Origin of the sequence: Chroogloeocystis siderophila 5.2 s.c.1 (assembly GCF_001904655.1) — a bacterium.
GTDB classification, from domain to species: domain Bacteria; phylum Cyanobacteriota; class Cyanobacteriia; order Cyanobacteriales; family Chroococcidiopsidaceae; genus Chroogloeocystis; species Chroogloeocystis siderophila.
In genome coordinates, this window is sequence record NZ_MRCC01000011.1 from 105,988 (window position 1) to 125,596 (window position 19,609).

Genomic DNA, 19,609 nt, shown 5'->3' on the forward strand with positions numbered 1-19,609 from the left:
CTTACTGAAAGTGTGTACAGCAGCACACTTCGTTTGAGTAGCCCCGACTTCAGTCGAAGGGCATCTGCGATTTATGCAAGAGAGCTATTATATGTTTTGTTGTCGCTCTAGCTCAATGATAGGTCTGATGCGAGTGCTGTATTCGATTGTACGTGCTTCGTTTGGATCTTCCAAATTCGCCAAATCTTCTAATAACTCTAGTTCAAGCCTTTGTGATACTTTATTTGTTGTCGCTGTTAAAGCTGTACCAAGTGCGTCGTACCATAAACCTGCACTAGCGTAAGCTTTAACTTTTTGTTGTGGGTTATTATTTGCTAGTGTAGTTGCTAAGTTATTTGGCATTGTGACAACATCGAGATCTGCACCCGCAACTAAAGCACTAGAAGGACGATTTGGGTTGCACAAAAGAATAACTTGCCAATTGTATCTTTCTCCCGTAGCTAAAGGGGGTGTATCAAGTGGTAAAGCAAGTGACATAATTCCGCGTTGGCTTTGTAACCGAACTTTACGGATAATTGTGCGATCGCCATTTGCTTCGTATCTGTAAAGCCGAAATTCGAGTGGATAAGACTGTGTATCAGGTACAAACCATGCAAATGTAGGATGCGAGGAAGCTGTTTGTCCGGTGTGTTTTTGAGGCGCAAGGGCTGTTAATGTTGCTTGTTTGTCTTTGCGACATCCTCCTGTTCTCGTTACTGTACCAGTTGTTCTGCTTGTAGGAGGCTTTTGATCTCTAGGTGGTATGTATTCAGCCATAACAGCATGACAAAATACCAGCGAAGGTATGAGAACACCAATTGCGAGCAATCTATTGTTAGTGTTTTTGTTTAAAAGTCCAGTCGCTTTATTCAACATCTTAAATTCTTCGATATTTCAGTTTCACAATACGAAAAAACTATTTCAACTTCATCGATGCTTTGTGCTCAACAAATAGCAGATTTAAGCCTACGAAGTGACCGAAAAATACATATTGATAACTGACATCAACTAAACCAAGACTTTCTCCGATGCCAAGTTAATTCACATACTGTACCCTGAACAGACGAAGAACGCTGAAATTTCCCTCTAAGTTGTCGTGCTAGCTGCATTGCTTGTTTTGTGCCACGACCTTCAGAAGATACACTAAGGCTTGAGCCATTATCTGTAACGCGTACAATACATTGATCTTCTTTTTGCAAGCAATCGGTTCTCAGCCGCGTGACTCCTTTGGCGTGTTTACCAACATTACATAAAGCTTCTTCGAGAAACTGACACAAGCTACGTTTTTGCTCGATACTAAGGTAGCTGGCGTCAATTGGTTCAAAGTTAGGGATTTTTAGCTTTAGCGTTTTGTAGCAGGGAAAATCACGTTCGAGCGTTTGGCTATACACTTGGTATAAAGTTTCGTGTAGCGGCGCATTTAAGTTAATCTCTTGCCCACTGCCGAGGCGTAAACTTTGTTCTTGGGTTTGAACGTCCCTTTCTAGTGATTCGTAGACTTCTCGCAGTTCATTGTCGATCTGTGTCAATGTTAAGATAAGTTCGTCTTGAGGTACATCTTGGTCGCGGGCTTGTTTGATAAGTAATTTTAGGGTTTGCAAAGGTCCGTTATGGATCGTTGTGTAAGTGTGGTTGATTGTTAGCTGACGTTCATGAAGACGCGATCGCATCGCCCGATTGTATTGATAAAACGCGGTGAGTCCTACACCATTAAGAACCAAAACAAGCGCTGTAGGGACAACAGGAATCCACAATCCCCACCATGTCAACAGTGCATAACTTGTACCGACAACACCAAAGCTTGTTATTCCCACAATCACAAAATTTTTATGTGGTGCTAGCGGTAGCCACCCCAAGACGATACCTACAATTCCCCAGAGGATAATCCATAAATATTCCCATCCATCTGCCCAAGTCCAAATGAGCGATCGCCCATCGAGTACCGCACTGATAATTTGACTGACAGCATGGGCTTGCACCTCGACTCCATAAATATTTCCCTGTGCTGAAAGACTGCTAGCAACCGCTGTCACTGGAAAATCGTCTTTTGCACTAGGCATCGTCATGCCGATAATAATGATGCGATCGCGTAACCACGCAGGGTCAAAATTCCTCTTTTTAATATCAGTAAGCGATAACGTCCGAAATTGGTTTTGTTTATGATGATTGCGATAGTTCAGTAAAACTTGCACTCCACCAGCATCGGCGCTAACATAACCACCAGAATGTGAATGTATCTGTGACAGTTCAACGCTACCAAACCGCATTGTGGCAGGATCGCGAATACCATTTTCTAAACTTATTCCTTCAGTCGCTAAATAAGCTGTCGCTAAACGTAGCGTTAATGAGTGTTTATAGATTTGATGATTTTGTGGATCTGGTGTTCCCAGCAAGCTACGCCGCAAACGTCCGTCATTATCCAATACCCCATCGATAAATCCGACTTGCGCACTAGCTACATTTGGTGGTGGTGCAATTGTATCTGGTAGAACTTTCTCAACAACAAAAAGCTTTTTACTATTTTTAAATACAGTAGTGAGATCCTGATGACCAGGGTTAACAGCGTGCTCTCTAACAATATCTAAACCAATTGCTCTCGGTTTATACTCTTGTAGTGTATTGATTAATAATGCAAGTTCGCGATCAGGAATAGGATAAGCTTTTAGGTTTTGGACATCTGCTTCATTAATACCAACGATCGTAATTCGGTCGTCAACTGGTTCAGTGGGACGCCAACGCAGAAAGCTATCAAACACTAACCACTCGTGATACTGAAGAAGTCCAATTAAGCGTAAAATAATGATCGCTCCCAAGAAAGTAAATCCTGGTAACGCACCAGTGCGCCAATTGCCATACTTAGCAGGAATTCTTTGCCAAACACCGCGCTTCATGAAAGTTTTGAGTTTTGAAGTTTGAGTTTTGAGCTAACTTCATTCATCTTTTGTAAACAAAAGAATTGTGAATAAATTCGCTACTATATACAATGTTTACTTTTATAAACTTACTTATAAAACAGTGTACGCATCCACACTTTATTCAGGTAGCCCCGCCTTCAATTGAAAGGCATTGATGATTCATGCTGCTAATCGATTAATCCTACTTCTCTAGCACGTCTTTCGGTTTGAATGCGAATGTTTCTCTTACCTTCGTCAGGATACACTTCAAGCACGTCTTGGACTTTTGTCCAGTAGTGGCGCACTGTACGAGCCGATACTAACATTCGTTTGGCAATTTCTTGATCTTGTAATTCTTCTTCAAACGCAAGTTGCAACAGCGTTAGCCAGTCTTGTTTAATTTCTAACCCACTCTGCATAGCCTTCAAGTCTTTTGTGTAGGTCAATCCTTGTAAAGCCCAGTCAATTCGCTTCAACATTTCTTTAGTAGAAAGACTTTTATCCGCTACGGTAAAGCCGCCTTGATGAGCATCAATCGTAGGTTTAATACGGACTAACGCTTTTATATAACTACTTTGTACTGTAAAATTAAGCGTAGGATATTGCTGCATCAAAGTCTTAAGTAGTTGAATACCTACATCGGATTTATCATGCTCACCCACCTTGTCTGGAATTGAAAGATCCATGACAACAAGATCGGGTTTAAAACTGGGTAATTGTTCTAGCAGTTGTTGTGCGGTTTGTGTCGTGCGAATGTCTGCCTCTGGATATTGCTGTTTAAGTGCATAAATTGTTCCATAAAGAACAGTTTCGTGGTCATCGATAACAAGAATTTTTTGTTTTTCCTGTTGTAAATTGTGACTCATATTATTAATTCCTTTTCAGCGATCGCCAGCGAAAATATAACGTTTCAGTTAACTTAGTTCTCCGACAGAAGCACTGTCCTGCGGTGAGGAATCTAAAGGTTTGTTTAAGATATTTCAGTTCTGGCAACTGCGAACAGAAGCAAAGAGACTGAACATCAGGGTAGGAAATTCTAATAATTAGCTCTTTGAGTTCGTATTGTAGTGGAATTAAGCTAATTTCTAGTGAAATTTTTGTTAAATTTTTAACCGACAATGTTCTCAGTAATTCGTCCAAAATCTGTAGCACAATGATGCTGTGACTCGGAAGTTCATCTCGCCAAAGTTCTGGAAGTTGTGTTGCAATCTTTAGTTGAGTATTTTTGGCTTGCCACGATTGTATGAGAAATTCAATCGCTAAAGGAAGGCTGTGTTCTACATAAGGAGGAGAAAGGCGATCGCCTAGATGCGCTAAAGAATGATGAAGAAATTCAACGCTATGTATCCAGTCGCTACTAGTTTCAGCAAATGCTCCTGGTTTTTCAGCTATTGATCGCTCAATACTCCGGCGCATACAACATGATTCTTGCAGCAAGCTATCTCTAATTTGCTCAGCTTCATCAGCTAGTTTGAGTGATTGACCGTAAGACCACCATTGCAATGCTTTTTGAGATTTTAAGTAAGATGCAACTAACCACAGCACACTGATGAAATAAATAAGTAAGAAGATGAAATTTTGCTCAATGAAAGTCACAATTGATACAGTGCTAAAAGAAGAAAATAGACAAACATTTGTAACTAATTTTTTATCTTCATCGCGATCGCACTACAGACAAATTATTAGTAGATTACTCAGGCGTCTTTCTAAAGTAATTGAGCAGAGTCTATCCCTGCACGAGTAGAAAGTGCTAACGTGCATTCATTTATAAGACGATTCACTTGCTCAAATCTGCTAGACCCATTGCACAAAAGTGCAAAGTGCAGATAAATTAAAGTCAGAGTTGACTGACAAAACTCTGAAACGCGGCGGTTAGTCTGCGGAGGCAGACTTTACTTGGGTAGGCGCGACTTTTAGTTGCTAGTCACTAAGCAATTGAAGTTTTAAGTTTCAAAAAGTGCAAGCGTTGGGAAAGCATTTAGTAAAAAAAACTTCGTCAACTACCTCACCCCTCATTAACCGTTTGATTGCGCATTTCAAGAAGACGATCGCGAATGTCTGCAAGTTGTACTTGAGAATCAACAGGCGATCGCGGTGCAGGAACTTCAGTATTGGGCCAAGTTGGTAGATCATTACATGGACACGACAACGAAGAAACGCCGACGCTAGGAATTGGAATCGGCATACTGCAACGCGCGCAGGAATCTACTTCCCAAGCAGGGGAAAGCAATTCAGCAATCGAGTGTTCTGTACCCTCTAAATAACACTCATTTAAGTTCGATGATTGTAATTGCTGCCAGCAGTTTTCAAAATCTTGGCTATAGTGATCGCCCTGAATGACAAGTTTCGGTTTGATAACTTGCTGACCGTTGTTGAGTATAACTTTTTTACCTAGTTGAAACCAGTAGGCAAGATATTGTCTTACTTCTTGTTCTGATGCCATGACAAAAATTGGGGCGAGGGGCGAAAAATTGTATGCAGATATTGATCTACTACTTCATAGTGACAGATCATTTTGATTGATCGCTAGGAAGAAAAGGTTAATATAGCTCTAACCAAGGCTTTTCTCACTTTTGGTAGGGCGGTAATGGAGAACCTAGTGCGGTGAGATCGAGGACGTAGCCGCCAGTCACTAAGTAAACAACATCCGCGACCGCCGCGATCCGGCGCACTAAATTACCCAAGCGATCACGAAAAATTCTGCCAAGGGGATAAGCTGGAACGATTCCCCATCCTGTCTCTTCTGCTACTAGAATGATATCTTTCTCGGCTGAACTTAAAGCTGAGCATAAGTTTTGTAGGATATTTTCCCAGTTGTTGTTGTCTTCTTCAAGCAGGTTCGCGACCCAAGTACCTAACGAATCAATCAGTAGACAATCATTTTGCGGTGTGGTAATCGCATCAACTAATTGTCGTGGAACTTCCCATGTTACCCAATCAGGACGACGTTGGCGGTGTTGATTAATTCGAGACAACCACTCAGAATCATCAGCGTTAATGATGGCGGTGGCTACATAAATTACAGATTTACCCGTTTGTGTTGCAAGGTTTTCCGCCCATTCACTTTTACCCGATTTAGCTGGTCCTGTTACTAGAATAACTTTACTCAACGAGGTAGTCCTTGATGATTAAGTAAGGCTTTAAAGGTTACGATTTGATTCTAGGTCTGAAAGTATCTTGTTGGGCTATGTTTTTGTACATTTTGTCGTCATTTTTGGTGTTATTGACTTCTAACCGATAAAATGACCACCAGTATTATTGCTAGAAATGCGATACTCAAAAAAGATTTCTTGAAAATCGCATTGCTCGAAGCAAAGATAAAGTAGCTGCTGATTCCTCGGATGGAGACCATGAAGCCAAAACTACAAAAGTTAGAGTCAAACCGACACCACGCAAAAATTATCAGCATTTCCTCCTTGTCTCAGGATAACGCTTCTAGAAATCACAGCTATTCTTTTAAAATTCACAGCGATCGCACTCAAGCAGACGCTATGCAACCAGTTTCAGACGAAGCTTATAAACAACCGCAGTTGCCGCAGTTTACTACTACTAGCAAGCGCGACCAAAAGACAACCAACTCGACCTATAAGCGATTCTTACCTAAACCAAGAATGGATGTGGCAACGTGTAAAGAGCAAATTAAGCAGGTTGTACAACAAATTAAAGATCTCTATCACGAAGGACCAATTGTTGATGGTTGGCTAGAGTCTCGCCACCAAGCTGCGCCAGGCGAAGTTACGACTGTCAACTATGTGAAAGCGACTTACAAGTTCGATCAAAGTGAAGTTACGTGTGAAGCGCCACGTCCTGGTTACTACCTTTGTGGTGTAGATGACCTTGGTCAAAAATGGTCTTATCCTTGTCCTATGGAACAGTTGCCGAGTGTAAGTCTTGCGATCGCCCGTTACCAAAAGTTGCAGTATCTTCTAGCACGCAAGCGCTCTTTAGAAGCTTTTTTGAATCGACTTCAAGAACGCGAAAAGAAAATCAAGAATTAGCATAACGTTAGTTCAAGGCTTTGCATAAATCTACTCATTCATATTGCGGTATGTTGCTACTGCTGAGGGCGAAATTCGGTTTAAGTAGCGGAAGATCCAATACTTGAAAACTGCATCTAGAATTACTGGAAATGTCGCGATAAATAAGAAAATAAAATCGCGATTTTCTGGTAAGCCGAAATGACGCGACACCGTTCCTAAAAGAACTTCCCAGCCGTGCGTTGAGTGGAATCCTACGAAGATATCGGTAAATAAAATAATAATAAATGCTTTAGCACTATCACTCAGTCCATAAATAATATTATCCATGAATTCTTTGAGCACTTCAAGCTCTTTTCTACTTGTAACAATTAACCAGGTAAAAGCTCCGACAGATAACAAATCAGCAAACACATTTTTGACGGCATTAGTGCTTTCATAGCGAAAGTGTTCAACAATTTCTCTTACTTTCACTTGCATTTGTTGCTCTAACTGTTCCGGAGAAAGTTCAGCTTCCTCATGTAAAAGACTTCTAAATTTAAGTTGTTCCTCAAACCTTTGCATTTCAATTAATGCTCTTTCTTCCATTTCAGAATTCAGAAATATTACGGTTTCTTGTGAGTTACGTAGATGGTCGATAATTGGACCAATAATTAAATTTTTTGATAGTTGTTGCGTTAGAAAAGGGACTATAATTAGTAAAAGAATTAGTCTAATAGAGATGAATGTTCTTCTTTGCGAACTCCGAAATTTTTTAACAACTTCATCTTCGGCTCTAGGATCTAATTCAACTTTAAGACGGTTAATAGTGCTAAGAATTGAACGTGGTAAGACGCTTGTGGTTTCAGCTTTTGTTTTAGGTCTTTGGGTAGTACCAACATTCTTAACGACTGCGTTAGGAGCAAGCTTCGGTTCTACACCTGCGGGTTCGGAACGAATAATCGGATCTTCAGTTGGTACAAAATCAACAGTTTCGTCAGCATTATACTTAGCGAGAATTTCATCAATAAACCTGAGTTTTTCTAAAATTCGCGATTGATGATTTCTTTTTTGGATTGCAAAAGAATCTTTATCTGGAAATGTCCCGTCATTTTTAGTAATTTTTGTAATATTTTGATAATTAGGATTGATCCAGGAACGACTTGCCTTAAACTCTGTCAGTCGCATTCGGATAGTTTTTAAATGTTTTTTAAGCTCAGCTTGAAAATAAGCGATCGCACTACTTCCATAATTAGGATTTGGTGCTATCTTTTGACCATTAAAATGCTCGTCCTCCATCGCCTTAATTAATAAGGCAGCCTTATAAGCTTCTTCCAAAGAGCGCTCTGGTGTATCTAAATACCACTGCTGTGCTTTTACTAGGAACGAGTAAATTTGTTGCGGAATGGACCTTTTCATGGCAGGCAGTTATCCAGCCTTGTATAGTAATTTTTATCAGTCAATCAGTGTACGAGGTATCTTAACAAATCTCAGAGGTGAGAGTTAGTGCTTTCAGATTCCGTTTGGATAGAAGGTTCGAGTCGCAGCGGTAAAACGACGCGTTTGGTTACGCAGTTTTGTCGATGGGTAGAAAACACGACTAACAGACAAAAGCCGCTTCATCTATCAAAGCCGCAAAAACGCTTAAATAATCAACAAACTGAACTAGCAGTGTTATGTTTAGCAGCAAATGACGATAATCGGCGGGAATTGGTTGAAAGAATTGTTACTGTCACCGCAGGTAAATATCCGGTGCGCGCTAAAACGCCTTTGGGTTTTTTTCAAGATGAGGTGATGCTATTTTGGCCGTTACTGATTCAGATCCTCAACTTAAGGGCACAATTTCCCGTGCGGTTGCGTCCAGAAACCGAACAAGAACTCGCAACACGCTTATGGCGATCGCATCTCGATAGCGAAACAATTCGCGCGACAGGTGTAAATGAGTATCGCTTAATTCGCCGGATTCTGGATATTTTGCAACTCGCAGCTTATAGCGGAACGCCGATCGCAGAAATTGCACCGTTGTTAGAACGCAGTTTTAGTATCACCGAAGAAGTTACGACAACAGGAATCGTCGAAACGCCTTTACTCGAAACAATGCTGTTGCAATGGCGCAATTGGTGTTTAGAACGCGCATTGCTCACCTATGGCATCATTACCGAACTGTATTATCAGTATTTGTTACCCGATAGCAACTATCAACAACATCTCCTACGCCGTTATCAAGCGGTACTCGCAGATGATGTCGATGACTACCCAGGAGTGATGCGCGATGTGTTCGACTTTTTGCTCGATCGCCAAGTTGTTGGCGCGTTTACCTATAACCCGAATGGCGGAATTCGTTTAGGATTAGGTGCAGATCCAGAATATATCGCAGGGTTACGCGATCGCTGTCGCGTCGAATCTTTACCACAGCCACTTGGGAATTGTCTGGCAAATACATTATCGCTACCCGTTAGTGAATTACTCGATAACACGGCTGGCATCTTGTCACTACCAAACTTTCAGTCTATTCAAACCACTTCTAGAAGAGATTTATTAAGAGAAACCTCTGAGATTATTGCCCAAGCAGTGCGATTAGGACAAATTCAACCGCAGGAAATCGCCGTTATTGCGCCTGGTTTAGATGCGATCGCGCGGTACACGCTGGTAGAATTGCTGACTAAGCAAGAAATTCCTGTCGCCCCCCTCAACGATCAACGTCCCCTTGTCAGTTATCCGATTATTCGGGCTTTACTCACCTTATTAAGCTTCGTCTATCCTGGTTTAGGACGCTTAGTTGATCGCAACGCGGTAGCTGAGATGCTAGTTGTATTGAGTAGACATCGACAAGAGACGCTGATGCCTAATATTGACTTAGTACGCGCGGGACTCATTGCCGATCATTGTTATCAACCGCATCCAGAACAACCGAATTTGTTACCTGTAACCGCATACGATCGCTGGGATCGCTTGGGCTACGCCGCAACGACAGCTTATGAAGAAATCATTCAATGGATCGAATTACAGCGATCGCAACAACAACAGCGATTGATTCCTAGTCCGATTTCGCTATTAGACCGAGCAATTCAGCGGTTTTTGTGGAATGGGAGTAATTTACCCTACGAACAATTAGCCGCGCTGCGCGAACTTTTAGAAACCGCACAACACTACTGGGAAGTTGATACTCGATTTCGCCAAAGTGAAGTTATCGAGACACCTGCGCAGGGAGCGATCACGCAATTTGTCCAACTGCTGCAAAGTGGTACGATTACCGCTAATCCATATCCGGTACGTCCCATTGGTCCGATGAGTCGTGCTGTTACTTTAGCAACAATCTTTCAATACCGTTCTAGTAGAAAATGTCATCGCTGGCAATTTTGGCTTGATGCGGGTTCGCCGCTGTGGTTAAGTGGGGGTGCTGCAACGTTATTTAGCGCGCCGTTGTTTCTTCATGATCGCTACGCGCGAGGTTGGACTGCTGAAGATACACTTAATGCTGATTGGCAAAGATTACACCGCATTTTGCAAGATTTACTCTCTAGAGTAGAAGAGAGAGTTTATTTGTGTCATAGCGATTTAGCCGTAAATGGACAAGAACAAGACGGACCTTTGCTAGCATTAGTCAATGCTGCTGCACCACTCAACGTTAACGATTACACGCTCATCTAGCTTGACGCTTATCTCGGAGTCTGATGAATCAACTAGGTAAAAATATTAATGCTGAATTAGTTGCCGCATTGTTAATTCACTACAGCTTTGATTTAGGGGGCTACACAAGCAGTGAATTAATCGAGCAATGGTTTGCTAATTATCCAGAGAAATGGGTACGTGCTGCGGTGATTGAAGCCTTGTATCGCGGACGTTACAAAGCAGTTTCTGTCAATCAAATTTTAGCAGTGTGGCAGCGTCGAGGTGATGCGCTGCATCATTTCAACCACGAATTTGAGCGCCTTGTGTGCGCTGACTTACCAGAAACACTCATCGAACGACTCGAATCCGCAGATGACAAGATAGCCTACAATAGTCGAATGCATTTTGTCGCTGACATATCTCCACGCGCGAGTGGATCGCCAGTAATCGTTGTTGAACCTACAAGTCAACCTTATGTTACTAGTACTGTAAACGAAAGGCGATCGCTCGCAAGCGGCAACTATTCACCAATTGTGCGGTTTACTCCACCAGAAGCTACCACTTCAGACTTTTACGCAAAGCTTAAAGCTATTTCGCGTAGTACCAAAAAGCAGTCGGAATCTGATAATTTGTAGATGTCTTCCCACTGAAGTTGGGGCTACTATGCACACTCTAAATCCGAGTTTTCTTCATAAGTTTGTTTAGCTGCGAATTTATTCGTTCAGCCTCAAGTTGATGCATTCGATGTTTCAGTTTCTTGAGTTACTGGCTTTGCACCTCCCATACGAATTTCTGAGGTAAATGAAGCCATGCTAAACCCGCCAAAGCGTTTTAAGACACTGACGCGCATTCGCAAATTGGGACTTGCGAACCACAGGCGTTCTTCCGAAGACATTGTTTCGTACTCTGTGATTAAGGTTAATGCGCCATCGCTACCCATAACATAGCGCCCTGCAACAGGGACTTTTTCGGCGTAACCAATTTCGCGTAATAGCTTACCTTCGTGAGGATTTTCAGCGTCGGGAACCGAAACCAATACTGTAGAACCAATGTGCTTTTCTTCATCCCATTCCATTGTGCCATTCCAGCTAACGCGCGCGCCACAGCTAGCTTGGGTGGGATCAATCTCATACTGTTCGCAGAGTTTAACGACTTCTGGATGATCTTTTGGCAGTGTTTCAATTGTAATATCAGACTTTCCCGACTCAGATTGTTTAAAAGCTAAGTGATGACTTGTGCGGTGTGAAAACCATTTACCAGCACTTTGCTCGAAAAATTCTTGAATATCCATCAATTTATCCTGCGTTTAAACCTATATCCTAAGTTAGCAGCTTGCTTGGGTGTTTCAAACTTCAGGTAGAAGCTTTGTTTAGACGTTCTAAAGCAATTTTTGCAGCAGCGGCGACATTCGGATGGCTATCTTTTTCTAGGTATTTTAATGCAGACACGCTTTTTTCACTCGGTAGCTGACTTAAAGCTTCAGCAAGGCGTTGTCTTGTCAACCAATCTTCTGACTGCGCAAAACGCAGAATATGATCGACTGAGTTGATGTCTTTGATTTCACCTAACGCTGCGATCGCTGCTTGCTGTAACACAACTTCATCACTGTCTAAGGCTTGTAATAGCACTTCATGCGCGCGCGGATCTTTTAAATTCCCTAACGATACCGCTGCACTAAAACGAACTAACCATTCGGTATCTTCATAAAACGCGCGTACCAAAGCTTCAAAGGCTCTAAGATCGCCCAAATATCCTAAAGCCCCCGCCGCATCAGCACGAATTCCGTAATCAGGATCGGTTTCTAACAGTTTGACTAAGATCGGATAGCATTCATCGGTTGGTTTAATTCCCAACGCGAACACAGCCATTGAGCGAATTTGGAGGATTTCATCTTCTAAAACTTTTTTAATAAGTGGTACAGCATCTGCTGCGGGAACATCGCGCAACGCCGCAAGCGCCAACATGCGATCGCGTGAATTTGGACTTTCTAATTGTGCAGAAATTTCTTCTAGGCTGGAATGCGCCATGTATCAATGCCTTTTTTAATGTTCTTAATCTACTGTTACCATTTTTGACGTTAAGATCTACTTCCAAACGAGAGGTCTTATACCGTTTCAATTTAAAGTTGCGACATCTGGGCAGCTGCTTGTGCAGAGGAGAAATTACTTGTATTTTTCATGTAGTAGATTTGTATTATAATAGAATTTAGGAAGATAGGTTTTCTTTGTATAGCTGCGGTTTTAACCGCCAAGCTATTTGTTACATCAAACGAAAATGTCCCAAGTGTTCTTCGCCTTGACGTGCTGGTACAGAATTCGTGATTGGCTGTAGGCTAAGAATTTCAAAATCCGTCTCAAAGTATTGTTTAATCTCTTCAGGACTCACGCCAAAAGGTGGACCGCCAGGACGAGAATGCGTAAAAAAGATTGCTATGAGTTCGCCTCGTGGTTGCAAAATTTCTCGTACGACTTGTACATAAGCTTGACGCTGTTGTGGATTAATTGCGCAAAAACAAGTGTGTTCAATAACATAGTGGAAATACTGAGGAAATTCAGTAGGTAAGTCAAAAATATTACGTTTTAAGAATTTAGCTAAACTGCCACTTGCTTGGGCGATTGTAGTAGCTTCGGCGATCGCAGCAGGTGCAAAATCAAAACCAATCACATCAAAGCCATATTGAGCAAACGCGATCGCATCATAACCGCGACCACTACCTAAAACTGCTGCCTTTCCTGGCGGTAATTCTGACTGTAATAAACTTACAAACGCTGGTGCTGCTTGTCCTAAATCCCAACGTGTTGTTCCTTCTTGATAGCGCTGTTCCCAATATTCTGATTGAAACGTTTCCACTAATCCCCCCAATACAGATAGGGTACTGCCTTGCCTTTGTTACCCCTTTTTATGCTAAAACATGGTGGTCTAATATAGAGTCTCAAACTAAATCCGCTGCAAAACGATGATTTCAGTTGAGCATTTAAGTAAATTTTATGGATCTACACCAGCAATCCAAGATATCACCTTTAGCGTCGAACCTGGTGAAATTGTCGGGTTTTTAGGACCTAATGGTGCGGGTAAAACCACGACAATGCGGATTTTGACTGGATATCTGCCAGCGACGAGTGGAAGTGCCAAAATTGCAGGCTATGAGGTTCATGAGAATTCCTTAGCAGTACGTCAGCGCATTGGTTACTTGCCAGAAACACCGCCGTTGTATCCTGAAATGACGGTTGAAGCATTTTTGTACTTTGTGACGCGACTCAAAGGTGTTCCCGCAGGCGATCGCGCATCAAAAGTAGACGCGGCGCTGAAACGCTGCAACTTACAGGAAAAACGCCGTGTGTTGATTCGCAAGCTTTCTAAAGGTTTTCGCCAACGCGTAGGAATTGCGCAAGCGATCGTTCACGATCCCCCTGCAATTATTCTCGATGAACCAACCGTCGGACTTGACCCGCGACAAATTATCGATGTTCGCAATCTCATCAAAAGCTTAGCAGGAATGCATACGATTATCCTATCTACGCATATCTTGCCTGAAGTAAGGATGACGTGTAACCGCGTCACAATTATTAATCAAGGAAAAGTTGTGGCAACAAATACACCAGATAATCTCGAAGCAAGTTTAGCGGGTGGTTCTGGCTATGAGTTAGAAATTGAAGGGAATTCCACTGCTGCACAACAGCAAATACAACGCTTACCAGGAGTGCGGGTCGTAGAACCCGTGACAACAACAGAAATCCCTGCACGTGCGGTGTTGCGTGTCGTGTCAGAACCTGGAATTGAACCTGGAAAAGAGATTATTGCTGCTTTGGTGAGTATGGGAATCGGTGTTCATGAAATGCGACGCACGCGGGCGAGTTTAGAAGATGTGTTTTTGCGTCTAACGACTCAAGAGAAATTAGAAGACAATGCGAACGCAACCGAGAAGCAGAAAGAAGAGGTAACGCAATGAGACTGATTTGGGCTAATATTGCGGCAATTTATCGCAAAGAGTTACAAAGTTACTTTGCATCGCCTTTAGCTTATGCAATCGCCGGAATTTTCTGGCTATTGTCGGGATTCTTCTTTACGGTTATTTTACTAGGTCCGCAAGGATATGTTTCCTTAGCTGCGCAAGCCGATTTACAAGCACAACAAATCGGAGTACCTGCACCACCAATTGATGTAGCTTATGAATTTTTACGCGCTTTTTTAGGTATTATGGGTTCGCTAGCGTTGTTTGTGCTACCCATTCTCTCGATGGGTTTGTATGCTGAAGAACGCAAACGCGGCACTTTAGAGTTACTCGCGACGTCACCAGTGACAAATTGGGCTGTTGCTGTTGGCAAGTTGTTGGGAGTATTAACGTTTTTTGTGGCGATGATTCTGCCGTTATTAGCGTATCAAGCGATCGCGCTGAGCGCCGCAAATCCCCCTGTTCCGCCCGCAGTTCCGCTATTAGGACATTTGGGCTTGATTCTGTTAGCAGCGAGTGTGTTGTCTTTAGGAATGTTTATCTCTTCACTAACGGATAGCACATTACTCGCAGCAGTTCTGACGTTTGCTTTAATTCTCTTTCTCTGGGTGATTGATACTGTGGCGCGGGCGTTTAGTGGTTCAATGGGAGAAGCATTAGGTCATCTTTCGTTACTAAGACATTTTAATAACTTGGTTCAAGGGATTTTTGACACAAGTAGTATTATTGTATTTGCAAGTTATATTTTCTTGGGGATTTTCCTGACTGCTCAATCTATCGATGCATTGCGCTTCCAACGTTCTTGACTCTAGCTTCGAGTTGTAAACCTTTTTAGAAACAAACCACAAAGGCACATAGACGCCCGTAGGGCGGCTTCTTGTAGAGTAGAACGCAAAGGAAAGAGATAGGGAGAGATATTACCCAAAAAATTTAGGATCGCTGTATATGAAGTCTATTGCGAGAAGAAATCAGAGGTATTGGAAGTATTTGTTTTGGCTTGGTCCAATTCTTTTTGTTGCTGGGTTAACGGCGGGATTCGTATCTAATGATTGGGAACCAGTACCCTTAGGATTGATTGTTGCTGGTGTCGTTATTACTGGCTTATGGCTGATATTGAGTGCGAATCAAAATCGTTGGTGGAGTCGGCGTTCAACTCAAGCAGGAACGAATGCACTGATTGCTACACTTTCTGTATTGGCACTTTTGGGGTTGATTAATTTCTTAGCTGTGCGCTATCCGGTGCGGCGCGACTTTACGGAAGCCCAGTTGTTTACCTTGGCACCACAATCACAGCAACTCGTGCGGAATTTGTCGCAACCTATCAACGTGTGGATTTTTGACCGCAATCAAGACCAGCAAGATCGCGAATTGCTAGAAAATTATCGTCGGCAAAATCCGCAATTTAGTTTTGAGTACGTCGATCCGCAAGTGCAACGCGGATTAGCCGAAAAGTTTGGTGTCAAGCAATTTGGTGAAGTTCATCTCGAAGCAGGACAACAGCGGCGGTTAGTGCAAGTTGTGAATAATGAACAACGACTGTCAGAAGTGCGATTAACGAATAGTATTCAGCAAGTGATTAGCGATCGCACCGCAAAGGTTTACTTCCTACAAGGACACGGCGAACTTCCCGTCACGGGCGAACAAGGTGGACTCTCGCAAGCGTTGACTGCCTTGGGAGAACGCAACTATACAACCGAACCGCTCAACTTAATTCAAAACCCGACGGTTCCTCAAGATACCACAATAGTTGTGGTCGCAGGTCCTAAACAACCATTATTTCCGTCAGAAGTCAAGGCTTTGACTGATTATCTTAATAGGGGTGGTAGTTTACTTTTGATGATTGACCCCAACACTAATCCAGGGCTAGACGGTTTATTGAAATCTTGGGGTGTTACCCTCGACAATCGCATTGTGATTGACCCAGCGGGCGCAAGTATTGGTTTTGGTCCTGCGGTTCCTGTGGTAGATACTTACGGTGAGCATCCGATTACGCAGGATTTTAATAATGGAATTTCTTTCTACAGTGAAGCGCGATCACTAGAACTGAGTGAAGTTGCTGGAGTCCAAGCAACACCTTTACTCATTACAAGTCCGCAAACTTGGGCAGAAAGTAATTTGCAGGGCGATCAATTACAGTTTAATCCAGAAACAGACGTTCAAGGTCCACTCACAATCGGTGCTGCACTAAGCCGCAAAGTCAATAATCAACAGTCGCAAGAAGCAAGACTTGTTATTTTTGGCGATTCTAATTTTGCAGTAGATGGATTATTTGAGCAACAACTTAACGGCGATGTGTTCCTCAACTCGATAGGGTGGTTGAGTAAGCAAGACGAAGAAACCTTATCAATTCGCCCCAGAGAACCAAGAAACCGCCGCATTAACTTAGCAGCACAGCAAGCCAACGTTTTAGGTTTAACCGCACTGCTATTGATTCCCTTAATTGGCTTCGCCTCAGCCGTATTTTTATGGTGGCGCAGGAGATAAGCAGAAGGTAGTAGTGTAGGTGGGTATGAGGAAACAATAGCAAAGTAATTAGCTCTCTTCCACACTCCCCACACTCCTACTCTCCCATACTCCCACTCGTCACTAGCCATTAATCACTAACCACTATGAAGCTACAGCGTACTACTTTGATTTTGCTACTTTTAGCACTAGGTTTAGGTAGCTTTGTTTATTTTTATGAAATTCGAGGTGCGACACAGCGTCAGGAAGCAAAAGCAAGAGAACAGCAAATCTTCGGGTTTACGCAAGAACAAGTACAAGCATTAAGGATTCAAACGCAAGGACAAACGTTAAACTTTGAGCGGGAGAATGGACGATGGTTGATGACTACTCCTGAGAAGACTCCCGCAAGTAATGCATCGATTTCCTATTTACTTGATTTACTTGTACAAGGAAGAAGCGATCGCACAATTCAAGTTCCTGCGAATCAACTGACAGACTACGGTTTAGCCAAACCGCAAGCAACCGTTACAGTCACGCTCAATAATCAGCAAACGCATCAGTTAAATTTGGGCAATCCTGACTTTACTGGCAACTTCTTATATGCGCAAGTTGATCCTGGAACTAACCCTAGCGGTAATGTAGATTTATTCTTGGTGTCTTCAGATTTCCAAAATGGTGTCAATCGCGATTTAGCCGAGTGGAAAATTGAAAACGATACACCGCAAACACCTACTTCTGCTAGCCCGTCGCCTTCGCCATGAACCGCCCTACCGCAACTTTACTCATTTCGTGTCCCGATCAAAAAGGTTTAGTCGCTAAAATTGCTAACTTTATCTACGCCAACGGCGGTAATATCATTCATGCCGATCAACATACCGATTTTGCAGCAGGTTTGTTTTTGACGCGCATTGAATGGCAACTTGATGGCTTTAATTTACCACGCGAATTGATTGCACCAGCATTCGGTGCGATCGCTCAACCATTACAAGCACATTGGCAATTACATTTTTCTGATACTATTCCGCGTATTGCCATTTGGGTAAGTAAACAAGATCATTGTTTGTTCGACTTAATTTGGCGACACAAAGCTAAAGAATTTACTGCTGAAATTCCTTTAATTATTAGCAATCACCCTGATTTAAAAGAAGTTGCTGAGCAATTTGGTATTGATTTTCATCATATTCCAATTACAAAAGAAAATAAACCTACTCAAGAAGCACAACAACTCAAACTATTACAGCACTACAAAATAGATTTAGTGGTATTGGCAAAATATATGCAGATTGTCAGTCCAGATTTTATTAATAAGTTTCCTAATATTCTTAATATTCATCACTCATTTTTACCTGCTTTCATCGGTACAAGTCCTTATCACCAAGCTTATCAACGAGGAGTCAAAATTATTGGCGCTACAGCACATTATGTCACACCTGAACTCGATGCCGGACCAATTATTGAGCAAGATGTAGCACGAGTTAGTCACCGCGATGATGTAGCTGATCTCATTCGGAAAGGGAAAGATTTAGAGCGCGTAGTGTTAGCAAGAGCAGTGCGATCGCATTTACAAAATCGTGTTTTAGTTTACGGTAATCGTACAGTAGTCTTTGAGTAGAACTTTATAAAACGAGTTAATTTACCAATTTCTAATTACCAGTTACCAACACATAAACTACATTAATTTGTTCCATAACGTCAAAAAATCTTCTTCTGTCGGTTCTTTAACAACGATATTATTCAAATTATGACGGAGTTCTGCGAGAGCTTCATAGACTTGCTTACGTGCGCGATTAACTCCCCCTAAAGGTTGATGTTCGGGTAACGAGTGCCACGGTGTGAAAGATAAATTTTCGCAGAATTCCATCTGTTGTGGAACAGTGAATTGCTGGCGAGGAATTTTAATCGTTGCTACTTTCTGAAACGGTGATTTCCATTCAATTCTCGGATCTTCAATTGGCATTTTTTGGGGATCTGTTTGCAACTGAATTAAGAAATCAAAGCTTGCATCTTGATGATTTAGATGCTCAATCATAGCTTGGCGGAGATAATCTGGTGTTTGAATAACAGCTGGTGTAGGATTCTGAGAACTTGGTACCGCGGTGAATTTGATCGCGCGATCGCCTAGTTTATACGGCGTACTACTCCAGTATTGAATCACTAGAGGACTATTCACTTTTTTGTTAAGCATTACCATCCCAATAATAAATTCTCGTAAATGCCATTTAAATGGATTGGGATTGAGAAAGAAAAATTTTAGTGGTAAATTACCTTTAGCTAATTGTCTGGCTCTAAAGAATTCAACGTAATCTTGTACATCTTTAATAAAGAAGACAGGATGATTAATTAATAGTAAATCTTGCGTTTTTTCTTGTTTTTGTCGTTCTAATAGTTTTTCACCTTCTACTCCAAAAAGCTTAATTGCCATTCCTCGAACATCTTTTTTTGTATCGTCAACTGCTTTATTATTAGAAAAACGAATTGCCGCAGTAAAAGTACGAGGGTGTTTGAAAATTCCTGCTTTTAGTTCTTGGGGAATACCCTCATCAATAATAAATTCTGCTCTCACACAACCATGATGTTTAGGGTGAGCGTCGCGTAAAACAGGTCTAATATTGTCTGGAAAGCTTTGCTTAAGCGCATCAATACTAATCTGCTCAATTTCTTTTATACCTGCTATTTCTCCGGTAATAGGATACTCTTTACCAAGTTCAAGTTTTTTAAGCTGCATAATAGTTCCTGTTCTGAGGCTATTTTGAAGTGTAAGACGCCTAGTT

The 19,609-nt window shown here is 42.0% G+C and carries 19 protein-coding genes; 8 read left to right on the forward strand and 11 right to left on the reverse strand.

What is annotated here, in order from left to right:
* Positions 1-87: 87 nt before the first annotated feature.
* The 6 genes from NIES1031_RS14465 to cobU all read right to left on the reverse strand — a co-directional run bounded on the left by NIES1031_RS14465 (position 88) and on the right by cobU (position 5,983).
* Entirely contained in the window at positions 88-756 is a 669-nt protein-coding gene (locus NIES1031_RS14465) for a DUF928 domain-containing protein (RefSeq protein WP_178378144.1), read from the reverse strand.
* A gap of 227 nt (positions 757-983) precedes the next feature.
* The gene (locus NIES1031_RS14470; RefSeq protein WP_073550241.1) at positions 984-2,870 is read right to left on the reverse strand and encodes a sensor histidine kinase; all 1,887 of its coding nucleotides are present in this window, start codon (positions 2,868-2,870) and stop codon (positions 984-986) included.
* Positions 2,871-3,061: 191 nt separating this feature from the next.
* On the reverse strand, positions 3,062-3,739 hold the full coding sequence (locus tag NIES1031_RS14475; RefSeq protein WP_073550242.1) for a response regulator: 678 nt from the start codon (positions 3,737-3,739) through the stop codon (positions 3,062-3,064).
* Positions 3,740-3,743: 4 nt separating this feature from the next.
* On the reverse strand, positions 3,744-4,469 hold the full coding sequence (locus tag NIES1031_RS14480) for a hypothetical protein (protein ID WP_084544361.1): 726 nt from the start codon (positions 4,467-4,469) through the stop codon (positions 3,744-3,746).
* A gap of 409 nt (positions 4,470-4,878) precedes the next feature.
* A complete protein-coding gene (locus NIES1031_RS14485) occupies positions 4,879-5,316 on the reverse strand; it encodes a hypothetical protein (RefSeq protein ID WP_073550244.1) in 438 nt (145 codons plus the stop codon).
* A 124-nt stretch (positions 5,317-5,440) separates the two neighbouring features.
* The gene (gene cobU / locus NIES1031_RS14490) at positions 5,441-5,983 is read right to left on the reverse strand and encodes a bifunctional adenosylcobinamide kinase/adenosylcobinamide-phosphate guanylyltransferase (protein WP_073550245.1); all 543 of its coding nucleotides are present in this window, start codon (positions 5,981-5,983) and stop codon (positions 5,441-5,443) included.
* Positions 5,984-6,364: 381 nt separating this feature from the next.
* Here cobU and NIES1031_RS14495 point away from each other — a divergent pair, with 381 nt between their 5' ends.
* On the forward strand, positions 6,365-6,871 hold the full coding sequence (locus NIES1031_RS14495; RefSeq protein WP_178378145.1) for a hypothetical protein: 507 nt from the start codon (positions 6,365-6,367) through the stop codon (positions 6,869-6,871).
* A gap of 30 nt (positions 6,872-6,901) precedes the next feature.
* On the opposite strand, the gene NIES1031_RS14500 is transcribed toward NIES1031_RS14495, so the two are convergent.
* The gene (locus NIES1031_RS14500; protein ID WP_073550247.1) at positions 6,902-8,248 is read right to left on the reverse strand and encodes a proton extrusion protein PcxA; all 1,347 of its coding nucleotides are present in this window, start codon (positions 8,246-8,248) and stop codon (positions 6,902-6,904) included.
* A gap of 87 nt (positions 8,249-8,335) precedes the next feature.
* On the opposite strand from NIES1031_RS14500, the gene NIES1031_RS14505 reads away from it, so the two are divergent.
* Together NIES1031_RS14505 and NIES1031_RS14510 are read left to right on the forward strand one after the other, a co-directional pair.
* The gene (locus NIES1031_RS14505; RefSeq protein WP_073550248.1) at positions 8,336-10,480 is read left to right on the forward strand and encodes a hypothetical protein; all 2,145 of its coding nucleotides are present in this window, start codon (positions 8,336-8,338) and stop codon (positions 10,478-10,480) included.
* A gap of 23 nt (positions 10,481-10,503) precedes the next feature.
* Positions 10,504-11,076, forward strand: a complete 573-nt coding sequence (locus NIES1031_RS14510; protein WP_073550249.1) for a GNAT family protein — start codon at positions 10,504-10,506, stop codon at positions 11,074-11,076.
* Positions 11,077-11,168: 92 nt separating this feature from the next.
* Here the strand turns inward: NIES1031_RS14510 and NIES1031_RS14515 are convergent, their stop codons facing one another.
* The 3 genes from NIES1031_RS14515 to NIES1031_RS14525 all read right to left on the reverse strand — a co-directional run bounded on the left by NIES1031_RS14515 (position 11,169) and on the right by NIES1031_RS14525 (position 13,291).
* Positions 11,169-11,732, reverse strand: a complete 564-nt coding sequence (locus NIES1031_RS14515) for a phycobiliprotein lyase (protein ID WP_073550250.1) — start codon at positions 11,730-11,732, stop codon at positions 11,169-11,171.
* Between the two features lie 61 nt (positions 11,733-11,793).
* A complete protein-coding gene (locus NIES1031_RS14520; RefSeq protein ID WP_073550251.1) occupies positions 11,794-12,468 on the reverse strand; it encodes a HEAT repeat domain-containing protein in 675 nt (224 codons plus the stop codon).
* Between the two features lie 232 nt (positions 12,469-12,700).
* A complete protein-coding gene (locus NIES1031_RS14525; protein WP_073550252.1) occupies positions 12,701-13,291 on the reverse strand; it encodes a methyltransferase domain-containing protein in 591 nt (196 codons plus the stop codon).
* Between the two features lie 106 nt (positions 13,292-13,397).
* On the opposite strand from NIES1031_RS14525, the gene NIES1031_RS14530 reads away from it, so the two are divergent.
* The 5 genes from NIES1031_RS14530 to purU all read left to right on the forward strand — a co-directional run bounded on the left by NIES1031_RS14530 (position 13,398) and on the right by purU (position 18,450).
* On the forward strand, positions 13,398-14,390 hold the full coding sequence (locus NIES1031_RS14530; RefSeq protein WP_073550253.1) for an ABC transporter ATP-binding protein: 993 nt from the start codon (positions 13,398-13,400) through the stop codon (positions 14,388-14,390).
* A complete protein-coding gene (locus NIES1031_RS14535; protein WP_073550254.1) occupies positions 14,387-15,199 on the forward strand; it encodes an ABC transporter permease in 813 nt (270 codons plus the stop codon). The genes NIES1031_RS14530 and NIES1031_RS14535 overlap by 4 nt, the downstream gene beginning before the upstream one ends.
* Before the next feature lie 139 nt (positions 15,200-15,338).
* Entirely contained in the window at positions 15,339-16,877 is a 1,539-nt protein-coding gene (locus NIES1031_RS14540; protein ID WP_073550255.1) for a GldG family protein, read from the forward strand.
* A gap of 125 nt (positions 16,878-17,002) precedes the next feature.
* Positions 17,003-17,599, forward strand: a complete 597-nt coding sequence (locus tag NIES1031_RS14545; RefSeq protein ID WP_073550256.1) for a DUF4340 domain-containing protein — start codon at positions 17,003-17,005, stop codon at positions 17,597-17,599.
* Entirely contained in the window at positions 17,596-18,450 is an 855-nt protein-coding gene (gene purU, locus NIES1031_RS14550; protein WP_073550257.1) for a formyltetrahydrofolate deformylase, read from the forward strand. The genes NIES1031_RS14545 and purU overlap by 4 nt, the downstream gene beginning before the upstream one ends.
* A 57-nt stretch (positions 18,451-18,507) precedes the next feature.
* Here the strand turns inward: purU and NIES1031_RS14555 are convergent, their stop codons facing one another.
* Entirely contained in the window at positions 18,508-19,563 is a 1,056-nt protein-coding gene (locus NIES1031_RS14555; protein ID WP_073550258.1) for a catalase family protein, read from the reverse strand.
* Between the last annotated feature and the right edge of the window lie 46 nt (positions 19,564-19,609).

What these genes read in the sequence shown, in the direction of transcription:
- NIES1031_RS14515 (WP_073550250.1), bottom strand. Translation starts at nt 11,732, where the DNA reads ATGGATATTCAAGAATTTTTCGAGCAAAGTGCTGGTAAATGGTTTTCA.
- NIES1031_RS14495 (WP_178378145.1), top strand. Translation starts at nt 6,365, where the DNA reads ATGCAACCAGTTTCAGACGAAGCTTATAAACAACCGCAGTTGCCGCAG.
- NIES1031_RS14540 (WP_073550255.1), top strand. Translation starts at nt 15,339, where the DNA reads ATGAAGTCTATTGCGAGAAGAAATCAGAGGTATTGGAAGTATTTGTTT.
- purU (WP_073550257.1), top strand. Translation starts at nt 17,596, where the DNA reads ATGAACCGCCCTACCGCAACTTTACTCATTTCGTGTCCCGATCAAAAA.
- NIES1031_RS14470 (WP_073550241.1), bottom strand. Translation starts at nt 2,870, where the DNA reads ATGAAGCGCGGTGTTTGGCAAAGAATTCCTGCTAAGTATGGCAATTGG.
- NIES1031_RS14465 (WP_178378144.1), bottom strand. Translation starts at nt 756, where the DNA reads ATGGCTGAATACATACCACCTAGAGATCAAAAGCCTCCTACAAGCAGA.
- NIES1031_RS14475 (WP_073550242.1), bottom strand. Translation starts at nt 3,739, where the DNA reads ATGAGTCACAATTTACAACAGGAAAAACAAAAAATTCTTGTTATCGAT.
- NIES1031_RS14555 (WP_073550258.1), bottom strand. Translation starts at nt 19,563, where the DNA reads ATGCAGCTTAAAAAACTTGAACTTGGTAAAGAGTATCCTATTACCGGA.
- NIES1031_RS14520 (WP_073550251.1), bottom strand. Translation starts at nt 12,468, where the DNA reads ATGGCGCATTCCAGCCTAGAAGAAATTTCTGCACAATTAGAAAGTCCA.
- NIES1031_RS14510 (WP_073550249.1), top strand. Translation starts at nt 10,504, where the DNA reads ATGAATCAACTAGGTAAAAATATTAATGCTGAATTAGTTGCCGCATTG.
- NIES1031_RS14485 (WP_073550244.1), bottom strand. Translation starts at nt 5,316, where the DNA reads ATGGCATCAGAACAAGAAGTAAGACAATATCTTGCCTACTGGTTTCAA.
- NIES1031_RS14500 (WP_073550247.1), bottom strand. Translation starts at nt 8,248, where the DNA reads ATGAAAAGGTCCATTCCGCAACAAATTTACTCGTTCCTAGTAAAAGCA.
- NIES1031_RS14535 (WP_073550254.1), top strand. Translation starts at nt 14,387, where the DNA reads ATGAGACTGATTTGGGCTAATATTGCGGCAATTTATCGCAAAGAGTTA.
- NIES1031_RS14530 (WP_073550253.1), top strand. Translation starts at nt 13,398, where the DNA reads ATGATTTCAGTTGAGCATTTAAGTAAATTTTATGGATCTACACCAGCA.
- NIES1031_RS14545 (WP_073550256.1), top strand. Translation starts at nt 17,003, where the DNA reads ATGAAGCTACAGCGTACTACTTTGATTTTGCTACTTTTAGCACTAGGT.